Source organism: Paenibacillus taichungensis (genome assembly GCF_003287275.1).
GTDB classification, from domain to species: Bacteria; Bacillota; Bacilli; order Paenibacillales; family Paenibacillaceae; genus Paenibacillus; species Paenibacillus taichungensis_A.
In genome coordinates this window covers 302,015-314,383 of record NZ_QEVW01000006.1, presented here as the reverse complement: position 1 = coordinate 314,383, position 12,369 = coordinate 302,015, and the positions used below count along the sequence as shown (strand labels likewise).

The following is a 12,369-nucleotide window of genomic DNA, read 5'->3' as shown; positions in this document are numbered from 1 at the left end:
GAGCAGTTTATAAACTCATACCCAATATTCCTGAAATGAAACACAAATTTGTGTCGGTTACGTATCATAAATTTATTAGTTACTTTAAAAACAAAAGTTACTTGACACAACATAATTTTTATTCTAAACTTGCTTACATAAAGTAACTAATGATGATGACAATAATATAGATACGTATGATATGCAATCCAGTGATCCATGTTCCGTCTGGATGCGAATCAATTCATAACCAAGATGGCTTAACAGGAGGAAATTACTAATGATTAATTCACATATTATTCAACTGCTTGCCCCCAAAATTCAGACTTTTCCGAGTGGAAAAGAATTCATTTATCTTGTAGGGCCGATTAAACTTCCGGTGAATCTTGATGGAGAGACACATACCTTCCAGTGGTACAGCTGGATGAAATCGGAGAAAGCCATGGAAAGCCGCGAGCTGATTGAATCTCTTGCTACTGCCGAACTGGCCGAACGTCAGCAATCCAGCGTATTGGTGTACGGTGAGTTTGCCGAAGCACAGGAAGCGCTGATTCGGATGCACAGCATCTGTCATACAGGCGACATTTTTGGCAGCAAACGTTGTGACTGCGGCTTCCAACTGGAGCAATCGATGAAGATGATTGCTGCCCATGGAGCAGGCGCACTCTTCTATCTAGCGAACCATGAGGGCCGTGGCATCGGTCTGTTCAGCAAAGCGATGGCATACCTGCTACAAGAGGAAGGTCTGGATACCGTTGACGCCAACCTGCAACTTGGGTTTACAGACGATGCTCGTAATTATGATGATGCCATTGCCGTATTGCGGGCACTTCGTACAGCTCCCGTTACATTGATCACCAACAATCCACGCAAGCTTGCTGCTTTGCAGGAAGCTGGACTGAATGTGGGTGGACGTGTGCCACTGTGGGGAGATCGCTCGTCCTTCAACGAAAAATATTTGCAGACCAAAGTGAGCCGTTCCGGTCACTTGGCAGAAAATGATGCATGGGCTGGCAAAGACACCTTGCTTCCGCATGCCCAAGCCTAAAAGGTTGATCCCGATCAATCGTTCAATATGATTTTGGATAAAACCTGTTTGCCATACTGTCCAATAAACAGGACAATTTAAGCTGTTTGTGTATGCTCCTTCTGGGATATACATGAACAGCTTTTTTGAGTTTAGAAAATGGAACGGTCCCGTATTACACCAAGAATTGATCTAACGGTCCTGACTTTGCTTGCCGTTCATACCATACGAACTATACAATATAGGCATCTGATTTATGCGGGAGGAACGAAGGTGCCATTTGAGGGACAGTATGTGTTACCGGCTGCCAAGAGCATGAAGCAGTTTGAAGCAATGATTGAAGGCCCTTACACCTATGGGGTTATGCTGGATACGCATATTGCGCAGCTTCATAGTCTGCTGGAAGAAGCACGGCGACGTGGCAAGAAAATAGTACTGCATGCCGATCTGGTGCAGGGGCTGAAGAACGATGAATATGCCGCAGAGTTTTTATGTCAGCATATTCGTCCGGCTGGGCTGATTTCGACGCGAGCCAGTGTAATTCAGAAGGCGAAACAGAAGGGGATTACAGCCATTCAGCGTGTCTTTCTGCTGGATACAAATGCGCTGGAGAAAAGTTATCTTTTGCTGTCCAAGACCCAACCGGATTATATTGAAGTACTGCCCGGTGTGATCCCGCATATTATTGCAGAAGTATCCATACGGACAGGTATACCCATTATTGCAGGTGGGTTGATTCGCTCAACGGAAGAGGTTGAACTGGCGCTGGAAGCCGGAGCTACCGCAGTAACCACTTCCAACGTGGACCTGATTCGGCACTACAAGAAATCGCATACAGAATATAAGCAGTAATCCCACAACAGGAGGTTGTCTGTATGGAAAAATATATATTGGCCCTAGATCAGGGGACGACGAGCTCCCGGGCTATTCTGTTTAACCGGAGCGGTGAGATTGTGCATATTGCACAGCAGGAATTTCCGCAGTACTTTCCCAAGCCGGGATGGGTGGAGCAGAACGCCAATGAAATTTGGAGCTCCGTTCTGGCAGTGATGGCTTCATGTCTGGCCGAAAGTGGAATCAAACCGGTCCAGATTGCCGGCATTGGCATTACGAACCAGCGGGAAACGGTTGTGGTATGGGACAAAGAAACGGGCCGGCCCATCTATAATGCAGTAGTTTGGCAGTCCAGACAAACAGCTGATATTTGTGATGATCTGAAAACGAAGGGACTGGGTGACCTTTTTCATCGCAAAACGGGCTTACTCATTGACCCTTATTTCTCGGGAACCAAGGTGAAGTGGATTCTCGATCATGTGCCTGGTGCCCGGGAGCGTGCAGAGAAGGGTGAACTTCTGTTTGGGACGATCGACAGTTGGCTGATCTGGAAACTGAGCGGTGGTACTCATGTCACCGATGTATCTAATGCTTCCCGCACATTAATGTACAACATCTATGATCTGCAATGGGATGATGAATTGCTGCATATCCTGGATATTCCCAAAGCGATGCTGCCTGAAGTACGCGGTTCATCTGAAGTGTACGCACATACGGTTGACTACCATTTCTTCGGTCATCGGATTCCGATTGCCGGAGCAGCAGGAGATCAGCAGTCGGCATTATTCGGTCAGGGCTGTTATACGAAGGGGAGCATGAAAAATACGTACGGCACCGGATGTTTCATGCTTATGAATACCGGAGAACAACCCGTACAGTCCAACCATGGCTTGATTACAACTATTGCATGGGGCATTAATGGCAAGATCGAATATGCATTGGAAGGCAGTATTTTTGTCGCAGGTTCGGCGGTACAGTGGTTGCGTGATGGCTTACGGATGCTTCGTTCCTCAAAAGACAGTGAGGACTATGCGGCACGTGTATCCTCTACAGACGGTGTTTATATGGTGCCTGCATTTGTGGGTCTGGGCAGCCCTTACTGGGACAGTGAGGTTAAGGGAGCGGTGTTTGGTTTGACGCGAGGAACCACCAAAGAACACTTTATTCGTGCAACCCTGGAAGCACTGGCGTATCAGACCAAGGATGTACTGGAGGCGATGGAATCCGATTCAGGTATTCCGGTGAATGCCTTGCGCGTAGATGGGGGAGCAGCGGCCAATGATTTTCTGATGCAATTCCAGAGTGATATTCTGAATATCCCTGTGGAGCGTCCCAATGTAAACGAAACGACAGCATTAGGTGCGGCTTATCTGGCAGGACTTGCAGTAGGTTATTGGAATAGCGCGGATGAATTGGCGGATCACGAGAATACGGAGCGTGTCTTCCAGCCGGCTATGGCTGAAGAAGAGCGTACAGAACTGTATGCAGGGTGGCAACGTGCAGTGAAGGCTGCGATGGTTTTCAAATGAGTTGATTATATTTAAATGGGCATTTGTACTTTTTCGATAAAGTTCTACAATAAATGATATTTATTGGTGGAAAATGATGCATAACTTACAGGGTTTATTTTCCTGGATAAGAGAAAACATGTACCCACTATAAGGAAAAATAAATGATTAGTGGATCAGTTTGAAATTCCATCCGCAGGCAGAACAACTTTTTGAAATTTTTTTGAATAATGTGTCATTTCAGGCCTTCACGCCGCCTTAAATGTGTGATAGGATTAAGTCACAAGTTAAAAAATGATGTCTGGAGATCGGGAGAGACCACGTGCCGCTCAGCAATTGCTGAAGCGAATGACGTGGTCTTTTTTTTGTGCTTTTGTGGGTAAAACACAGGTAATCAATGGGAGGAATCAGGATGACAACATCGTTCTCGGCAGAAAAGCGTACGGAATATCTGGATCGGATGGCGAATGCACATTTTGACATATTGATTATTGGTGGAGGAATCACGGGAGCCGGGATTGCGCTGGATGCTGCTTCCCGCGGATTGAAGACAGCACTGGTGGAAATGCAGGATTTTGCGGCAGGCACTTCCAGTCGTTCGACGAAACTGGTGCATGGCGGGCTACGGTATCTGAAGCAGTTTGAAGTGAAAATGGTGGCTGAGGTGGGACGGGAGCGAGCGGTGGTGTACGAGAATGGGCCACATGTGACGACACCTGAACCGATGCTTCTCCCCATCTATACGGCGGGTACCTTTGGCCGTTTCAGCACATCCATTGGTCTGATGGTTTACGACCGGCTTGCCGGAGTGAAGCGTAGTGAACGACGCCAAATGTTAAATGCCGGAGCCGTCTCAGACAGTGAGCCTTTGCTGCGCAAGGAAGGACTGCTGGGTGGTGGACGTTATGTGGAATACCGAACGGACGATGCCCGGCTTACCATTGAAGTGATGAAGGAAGCGGTGCAGCGCGGTGCACTGGCTGTGAACTATGTGAAGGCAGCAGCATTCCTGAAGGAGAATGGGGTCATCACCGGAATTCAGGCTGTGGACCAGATCAGCGGTCAATCTTATGATCTGCGGGCAACCAAGGTGATTAATGCTTCCGGTCCATGGGTGGATGAGCTGCGCAAGATCGATGGTTCGCGCCAAGGAAAAACGTTGCAGATGACGAAAGGTATTCATCTGGTATTTGACGGTACGCGTTTCCCGTTAAGGCAGGCTGTATATTTTGATACACCGGATGGACGAATGGTCTTTGCTGTCCCAAGGGATGGCAAAACTTATGTAGGAACCACAGATACCGTCTTCGAAGATGATCCCGCACACCCGTTAATCTCCGAGGCAGACCGGGATTATGTCATCGATGCCATCAACGGCATGTTCCCAGGCGTTCGGATTCGTGACGAGGACGTGGAGTCCGGTTGGGCAGGTGTGCGTCCATTGATTCATGAGGAAGGCAAAGGACCCTCCGAAATTTCGCGCAAGGATGAAGTCTGGGTAGCCCCTTCGGGGTTGATTACAATTGCCGGGGGGAAATTAACCGGGTACCGCAAAATGGCCGAGATGGTTGTTGATCTCGCTGCTCGCCAATTGGAGCAGGAGACGGGGGTACCTGTTGGACCATGTATAACGAAAAAGATGCCGATCTCCGGAGGCGATGTTGGCGGTTCTGCCGGATTTGGTGCGTATGCTGAACGCAAGATTAAGGATGGCGTCGCACTTGGACTCGACAGATCTGCTGCGGAACGATTAGCCCGAATATATGGTTCCAATGTGGACGCACTGTACGAGCGGATGCCTGATCCCCGGGCAAAGGCCGAGCTGCATGGCATGCCGCAGGAGCTGCTGCTAATGCTGCGTTATGCCATAGAAGAGGAGATGGCTCTGACACCGGCAGACTTTTTTGTGAGACGCACCGGAGACCTGTTTTTCCGCATTGATGAAGTCCGTAAGTATAAGGCTGTGGTTATTCAGTATATGGCTGAACGCCTGGATTGGCGGGAGGAGCAAGCGATTCGGTTTGCGAATGAACTGGATCAGCTGCTCATGGAAGCATCGGGCAAAATTTAATGCAGGATTTCGCATCTGGGGGTCGAATGGAACATGTAAGCGTGTAACAAGGAGAGGGGTTTACATCTATGACTTTACAGATCGGAATCATTGGAACAGGTTGGTTCAGCAAGGTACATGCAGATATTCTGGCGCGAATGGAAGGCGTTCGTGTAGCAGCTGTCTGCGGAACAACGCTGGAGAAGGCAGAGGCTATGGCTTCCGTCTATGATGCTGTTGGCTACGGTGAACTTGAACATATGTTGGATGGTGAAAAGCTGGATGCAGTCTATATCTGTGTTCCTCCCATGTCTCATGGATCGATTGAAGCTGAATTGATTCGTCGGGGTATCCCGTTCCTGGTGGAGAAACCGCTGAGTACAGGCATGGATATTCCCCGTCAGGTGCTGGATCAGGTTCAGAAGTCCGGATTATTGACATCGGTAGGTTATCATTTCCGTTATCAGGAGGCTGCACAGGTACTGAAAGAAGCGATGAAAGAGCAGACCGTCGGCATGGCGCTTGGGCGCTGGATGGGCGGAATGCCAGGAGTCGCTTGGTGGCGTCGCCAGGAAGGCTCCGGGGGACAGTTTGTGGAACAGACGACCCATATTGTGGATTTGCTGCGGTATTGTGCTGGTGAAGTGACAGAGGTATACGCTGTAGCGGCCCAACGCAGTATGCATGAAAAGCATGAACATGTCACGGTAGCTGATGTGGCGAATGTAACGCTTAAGCTGGAGAGTGGAGCGATCGCAAGCATTGCCAACACCTGCCTGCTGCCAGATGGTGAGGGCGGTGCAGGGCTCCAGTTCTACACGGATGCGGGGGTCTGGGACTGGACACCTGAACGTCTTCTTCTGCCGAGTGCTGCCCCTCATGCGATGGCAGGTCTGGAGATTCCAGCAGGGCATAACCCATATGAGCGGGAAAATGAAGCGTTCATTCATGCCCTTCGTACCGGAGATCGTTCACGGATTTTGTCTGACTATGCGGATGCCTGCCGTACGCAGGAAATTACAACGGCGGCACTAGTTTCGGCAGATTCGGGATTACCGGTACAGCTTCAGCCATCCAAACACCTCTCGCATTAATCCTTTTATAACTTAATTCAAGAAATATAAACCCGTAAAAAAGACGCCTGAATCTGAACTGATCCGAAGATCAGTTCAATTCAGGCGTCTTTGTGTTGTACATGAATCAGAATCTGGCTACTTAGTAGACTGCTGCTGTTTCAACCAGTCTGATGACCAGTTGTAAATCTGATTAATGACGGGTTCAATAGCTCTGCCTTTGGGCGTCAATTCATACTCTACGCGAGGCGGAATTTCAGGATACATATGGCGGGTTACGATACCTTCCATTTCCATTTCCTTCAGACGTTCGGATAACAACCGACCGCTAATCGCCATTTCTGCTTCCAGTTCTGTGAATCGTTTGGGTCCGGATAACAGTTGGTACATGATGAGCAGTACCCATTTCTTGCCGATGATATCCATGGCTTGCGTAATGAGACAGGGACTTGGTGATTTTACTTTTCTCAGCTTCAACGTGTTCACCTCGATTCAAGTAAGTATTGATGGATTTCCTCGTATATATAAAAGTGCGTGGCTTTCTGCCGCTCTGACCAGAGTAAGGGACAATGAAGTCAACATGTTACTACAAAATGTACTGTAACATACCTTTTGTATGTATTATACACTATTCGTCAAAAAATTACTTGAATAAATAATGTTATTATTATATACTCGCTTCATAAAAGTAAGTTAATGATTATTAATATGCATAATATCAGCACGTACCATTTTCGCAGTGCAAACTGCCCATATTAAAAATAGAGTTACGTTGTAACTTTTACATAGATTGCTTTTTTATAAAACAGATGGATATGGACAATCATTTTCAGGAGGATTATACATATGAACAGAGGCATAAGAATTTTGGGATATATTGCGTTGGTTGTGCTTGCAGGTGTATTTGTAATGGCAGGGTTTAACAAGGTTAGTGGAGCTGAGATGATGGTGCAGACTTTTGAAGGTTTCTCCTATCCTACATGGACAATGTATCTCATTGGTACAGTAGAGCTGCTCAGTGCGGTAGGTCTATTGATTCCACGAACTCGTATTCTAGCTTCGGGAGTACTGACGTTCATTCTGATTGGGGCTGTGGGGAGTCATCTGATTTATGGGCAATATGCGGCTGTTCCTTTCCCGGCGGTGTTACTGGTTGCCAACATTGTCGTTCTTATCATGGGTATGCGTAAACTGGAAGCAGAAGAATTGGAGATAGAGCTCGTGCAGGTCTAAGAGTTCCAATTCGATTCAAATGTTCCAATATGAAGAAGATGACCACTGCAATGGAGCTGTAGTCATCTTTTTTATTGTCGAAGGGACTGTCCCACGAAAGGACTGCTTATAGATTAAAGGCTTCTTTGACCACGTGTAATGATCCGAAGCGTCTGCTTAGTGTCCGATTGCTCGATCCAGGTGTCGCATACCTGACGAACCCAATCCGGGTTGGTTTTGGCTGCGTCGTTCAGCCAGTTGCTGACAGAGTCCTGCACATATTTATGAGCATCCGATTTCACATGGTTTAGCAGAGGCAGAGCCAGCGCGGGGTTTTCTTTTAATTCCTGAATATGTTTCGACCACACACCATGTGGTCTTGTCGATTCTACGGAAAACCGTCGGATCATCGGGTCGGGATCGATGGCCCAGTCCATGAGATACGCGAGCGCTTCCGACAATTCGGCCGTAATTGGCTGACGAACCGCCATCCAGGCAATCTCTCGTACACCAAAGTGATGATCTGCGGCAAAGGGACGGATGCGATCTAGTTTTTCAATTATGCTTAAGCAGGGATCCAGTCCAATGATATAGGCTGCCCAGCAGCGCACGCTGTCTGAACGGTGCTCTGCAAGGGAACGAAAATGGCGTACTCGCTCCTTATCCCCCATTTTTTCCAGAAGGTTGAGCCAGTTCGCAGCGATAGTCGGAATGATTTTCATGATTCGCTGCTCATTTATCCGTGCTAACTGTTCCGCTATTTCCCGGGTATCGTCATCCATTCCCCGCTCATGAGCGACTTGCTGAAAAAGGAGAACATGATCAACGGCGAGCCACTCCGTCAAATTTACGGATTCGATATGCCCTGATTGTAGTAGGTTGCGGACATGATCCGGGATCTCAATCCCTTTACGGGCGCCTTTGCGAAGCAGAACATCCTCGGGTATATGCAGTTCTTTCTGTACATCCATCACCGTACTCCTCCTTGCATGTATGTGTATTCATCATCTACACGATACAATTGGCAGCAGGATAGAGATGTAATGTGGCTTACAACTGGGTGTTAGCTGTGCATGAAGCGGAAAGTTCATTACGATGCAGGGCGACGGATTTGAATCCGGTACGAATACGGCCAACCCTTACGAGATCTTGCAGGGCAACACTGACAGACTCACGCGTGGCTCCAGCCATCCAGGCAACCTCCTGATGGGTCAGTACAAGGTTGATCCGACAGTAATCATCTTCTTCCACACACCCCATCTGATGGGCCAGTCGAGTAAGATTATGCATAATTTTTTCATGCAGGTTACCCAGGGCCAGCTTCTGTGTCAACTCAGAGATACCCTTGATTCGCTCGCTGAGTACCTTCATTAGATTCATCATAAACTTGGGATGTTTAATCAGAAATTGTTCAAAACGCTGCCTGTTCATCAGACAAATATCGCATTCCTCCATGGTTTCGATATATACGGAACGTGTGCCAAGTGAAATGCCGTTCATTTCCCCAAACACATTTCCTTCTTTCAGAATATCGAGAGTAAACTGTTTTCCTTCTTGCGATAATGTATACAGGCGTACTTTCCCTTTTTTCACAAAATAAAAACCTTCCGCAAATGTATCCGGTGTCTGGATCAGCGTATTTCTGGCCAAGGTCGTGATGGACGTCATGCTGTCCATTTCGATCAGGTCTGCCTCGGACAAGGAGGACATCAGATTGAATTGTGATAAATAGAGGATTTTATCCATAGCATTCCTTTCTATTACCGAATGAATATAAAAAAAGAAGAACCCACGGAGTTCAAAGGGTTCTCTTGCAACGGGACTTCTTGAAACGGAAGGTCTCCTGATTATAAATAATCGAATAAATTCTTATTATAGTAGTTTTTTAAGTTGGGAGACGCGTCCTTGGCTAATGCCAAGCTTTTCCGCAATTTGCTGTTGAGCCAAACCGGGATTCTGTTCAACAATTTCCTTCATCTGTTGCAGCATGCGTGCCGTCTTCGGCCGCAGGTCCGGATACTCTTGGTTGGCAGCTGTAGCCCCTTCTTCCCAAGTGGGAGACGAGACTGTGGCGGATTCGGTAGCAGGACGCTCCACGGGTGCAGGAGCCTGTTTGTTCTGAGGAACGAACCATTCGGGAGTGTCATCCGGGTGTTTTAATTGAATTGCACAAGTCCGGCAGATGAATTGCTCTTTGAAATACATTTCCGTATCCATATCACCGCAAAACACACATAACGTTGATTTATACTTTCTCAAAATCAACTCTTTCCCTTCAATGAAAAACTCGAGCGGATCGCCGATATGGATTTCCATCGTATCCCGCATTTCTTTGGGAAGGACAATTCGTCCAAGGCGGTCCAGAGATCTCTTCATTCCGGTTCTTTTCATCGCATCTCCCCCGCAATATTCACAATTAAAACCTGTCCTTATTGTAAGGAAGAAAGGGCTTTAATACAACAATAATATTTCAAGAAATAGGGTTAATTCCATCTATTATGGGAAAATAAGTTTAGATAGTATGGGTGCAACCGCTAATGTGAACAATGCAGCCAGTACCATGGAGATACTGGAGATGGTTCCCGTCAGTGAACTGAGCTCAAATGCCTTGGATGTGCCTGTTCCGTGGGCACCGGTTCCAAGCAGCGTTCCACGTGCAATCTCGCCATCGATACGCAGCATTTTCACAATGGATGGCCCCATAATTGCTCCCAACAAACCGGTCATGATGACAAAAACCGCCGTAACCGCCGGAATGCCTCCAATGGTAGCCGATACATTCATCGCAATTGGGGTCGTGATTGATCTGGGAATCAGACTGTGAATGAGTCCGGAGTCCAGGCGCAACCATTTGGCGAGAAGTGCAGAAGAGAGGACCGCCACGACGGAACCCGTCATAACGCTGAAGACGATCTCGGAAATATGTTTTTTGAGTACATGGAAGAACGTATAGAGCGGAATAGCGAAGGCTACCGTTGCCGGTTGAAGCAGCAAACTTAGCCATTTACCACCACTGCTGTATGCTGCGTAATCCGTGCCTGTTGCGAGCAGCACACCGACGACAAGAAGTGGCGTAATGAGCAGCGGAGACAGATACACTTTGGGCAGGTTGCGATACATGCGTTTGGCGACCCAGTAAATACCGACGGTTAACAAGAGACAGAGGAATCCAATCATCCGGTGTGACGCTCCTTTCGTTTGGCGATTCGGGTGGCAACAAGGCCCGTACAGGCCATGACCAGAAATGTGCTAAGCAGAACAATAAACAGAATTTGCAGTCCGTCTTGCTCAAGCATGGGCATGTAGTTCATAATGCCAACGGCTGACGGGATGAAAAACAGCAACAGTTCACCGAGCAGCCAGGCAGCTCCAATTTCAATCCAGCGCAGCTTCACGACCCGGGTCTGAAGCAAGATGAACAGCACGATCATGCCGAGTATAGAACCTGGTACAGGTAGATGGAGAGCACGGGCCATCTGGTCCATGAGCAGTGAAAAGGCCATCAAGAGCGCAACTTGCAAAATGCCAAGGCCCCATTTCTTCACTTCAATCCCTCCTTGTATAATGAACGTGATGATTTTGAGTTGTTTATGAAAATGATTCACTTGATATCACAAATTTTACATCGCATTCTTTCATGAGTAAAATGCATATTAAGAATGTTTATCATTCTATTTATCTATGAGAGATGGGGATCAGACGATGGATATCCGCCATTTGCAATATTTTCTGGAAGTTGCTCGGCAGCAAAGCTTCACCAAAGCAGCGGAAGTGCTGTTTATTACACAACCGACGATTAGCAAAACGGTTAAAAGCCTGGAAGACGAACTGGGTGTAACCCTATTGGATCGTTATGGCAAGAAGGTCGCGTTGACGGATGCAGGGCATGTCTTTTTCCGGCAGGCGCTGGAGATTGAAAAGTCATTCCGCAGCTTATCGTCCGAGCTGGACGATCTGATGAATCTGAAGAAAGGACACTTGCGGATCGGTTTGCCCCCGATGGTAGGGTCCAGCTTTTTCCCGATGATTATTGGTGAATTTCATAAAGCTTACCCTCAGGTGACCATTCAACTGTTCGAGGATGGTGCGAAAAAAGTGGAGGCCGATGTGATTAGCGGTGAATTGGATATTGGTGTTGCCGTTCTTCCAACGGTGGATGAACTGGTGGATCATTTTGTTTTTGTAAAAGAGAAGCTGAATCTGCTCGTACATCCTTCGCACCCACTTGCGGGTAAAGAGTCTGTCGCGCTGCGCGAACTGGAGCATGATGCATTTGTGCTGTTCCGGGAGGATTTTGCGCTGCATGACCGAATTATCGCCGCCTGTCAGCATGTGGGATTCCAGCCTCGGGTAGTGTATGAAAGCTCCCAGTGGGATCTGCTCAGTGCGATGGTAGCGGCCAATCTGGGTGTGGCGTTGCTGCCAGAGACGATTTGCCGTGAGGTGGATCATATGCGTGTGCGCATTATACCCGTGATGGAACCTGTAATTCCATGGCAGCTCGGCATGATCTGGCGGAAGGATCGATATTTGTCCTTCGCAACCCGGGAATGGATCAGTTTCACACAGTCCATGCTGAGTGAATAAGAAAATCAGTGTAAACGGGGAAGAGGAACGGGGGAGATTGTTATCTATCTTAACTCCACTAAAAGCTTTAGAACCATAATAAAAACACCCTCAACACGT

Annotated in this window: 13 protein-coding genes; 7 read left to right on the top strand and 6 right to left on the bottom strand. The window is 47.6% G+C overall.

Annotated elements, in window-relative coordinates; genetic code table 11:
• Positions 1 to 259: 259 nt before the first annotated feature.
• From DC345_RS10610 to DC345_RS10590, 5 genes are all read left to right on the top strand, one after another.
• Positions 260 to 1,027, top strand: coding sequence for a GTP cyclohydrolase II (locus DC345_RS10610; RefSeq protein WP_113053058.1), 768 nt, complete (start codon positions 260 to 262; stop codon positions 1,025 to 1,027).
• Positions 1,028 to 1,279: 252 nt separating this feature from the next.
• The gene (locus DC345_RS10605) at positions 1,280 to 1,858 is read left to right on the top strand and encodes a glycerol-3-phosphate responsive antiterminator (protein ID WP_113053057.1); all 579 of its coding nucleotides are present in this window, start codon (positions 1,280 to 1,282) and stop codon (positions 1,856 to 1,858) included.
• A gap of 23 nt (positions 1,859 to 1,881) precedes the next feature.
• Positions 1,882 to 3,369 carry a glycerol kinase GlpK gene (gene glpK / locus DC345_RS10600; RefSeq protein ID WP_113053056.1) on the top strand — a complete coding sequence of 496 codons (1,488 nt, stop codon included), beginning with the start codon at positions 1,882 to 1,884 and terminating at the stop codon, positions 3,367 to 3,369.
• Positions 3,370 to 3,760: 391 nt separating this feature from the next.
• Complete coding sequence (locus DC345_RS10595) at positions 3,761 to 5,419, top strand: glycerol-3-phosphate dehydrogenase/oxidase (protein WP_113053055.1); 1,659 nt, start codon at positions 3,761 to 3,763, stop codon at positions 5,417 to 5,419.
• Positions 5,420 to 5,487: 68 nt separating this feature from the next.
• Entirely contained in the window at positions 5,488 to 6,492 is a 1,005-nt protein-coding gene (locus DC345_RS10590) for a Gfo/Idh/MocA family protein (RefSeq protein WP_072733729.1), read from the top strand.
• 117 nt (positions 6,493 to 6,609) lie between these two features.
• On the opposite strand, the gene DC345_RS10585 is transcribed toward DC345_RS10590, so the two are convergent.
• Positions 6,610 to 6,897, bottom strand: coding sequence for a winged helix-turn-helix transcriptional regulator (locus tag DC345_RS10585; RefSeq protein WP_062321783.1), 288 nt, complete (start codon positions 6,895 to 6,897; stop codon positions 6,610 to 6,612).
• Between the two features lie 420 nt (positions 6,898 to 7,317).
• On the opposite strand from DC345_RS10585, the gene DC345_RS10580 reads away from it, so the two are divergent.
• Positions 7,318 to 7,704 carry a DoxX family protein gene (locus DC345_RS10580; protein WP_113053054.1) on the top strand — a complete coding sequence of 129 codons (387 nt, stop codon included), beginning with the start codon at positions 7,318 to 7,320 and terminating at the stop codon, positions 7,702 to 7,704.
• 113 nt (positions 7,705 to 7,817) lie between these two features.
• Here DC345_RS10580 and DC345_RS10575 read toward each other — a convergent pair whose 3' ends face one another.
• The 5 genes from DC345_RS10575 to DC345_RS10555 all read right to left on the bottom strand — a co-directional run bounded on the left by DC345_RS10575 (position 7,818) and on the right by DC345_RS10555 (position 11,228).
• A complete protein-coding gene (locus DC345_RS10575) occupies positions 7,818 to 8,654 on the bottom strand; it encodes a DNA alkylation repair protein (RefSeq protein WP_113053053.1) in 837 nt (278 codons plus the stop codon).
• Positions 8,655 to 8,733: 79 nt separating this feature from the next.
• Entirely contained in the window at positions 8,734 to 9,429 is a 696-nt protein-coding gene (locus tag DC345_RS10570) for a Crp/Fnr family transcriptional regulator (protein WP_113053052.1), read from the bottom strand.
• Positions 9,430 to 9,555: 126 nt separating this feature from the next.
• Positions 9,556 to 10,074 carry an AbrB/MazE/SpoVT family DNA-binding domain-containing protein gene (locus DC345_RS10565; RefSeq protein WP_113053051.1) on the bottom strand — a complete coding sequence of 173 codons (519 nt, stop codon included), beginning with the start codon at positions 10,072 to 10,074 and terminating at the stop codon, positions 9,556 to 9,558.
• 105 nt (positions 10,075 to 10,179) lie between these two features.
• Positions 10,180 to 10,860: a CidB/LrgB family autolysis modulator gene (locus DC345_RS10560; protein ID WP_053782695.1), complete on the bottom strand. Its 681-nt coding sequence runs from the start codon at positions 10,858 to 10,860 to the stop codon at positions 10,180 to 10,182.
• Positions 10,857 to 11,228, bottom strand: a complete 372-nt coding sequence (locus tag DC345_RS10555; protein WP_113053050.1) for a CidA/LrgA family protein — start codon at positions 11,226 to 11,228, stop codon at positions 10,857 to 10,859. The genes DC345_RS10560 and DC345_RS10555 overlap by 4 nt, the downstream gene beginning before the upstream one ends.
• 157 nt (positions 11,229 to 11,385) lie before the next feature.
• On the opposite strand from DC345_RS10555, the gene cidR reads away from it, so the two are divergent.
• The gene (gene cidR, locus DC345_RS10550) at positions 11,386 to 12,270 is read left to right on the top strand and encodes a cidABC operon transcriptional activator CidR (RefSeq protein WP_113053049.1); all 885 of its coding nucleotides are present in this window, start codon (positions 11,386 to 11,388) and stop codon (positions 12,268 to 12,270) included.
• The last annotated feature ends 99 nt before the right edge of the window (positions 12,271 to 12,369 follow it).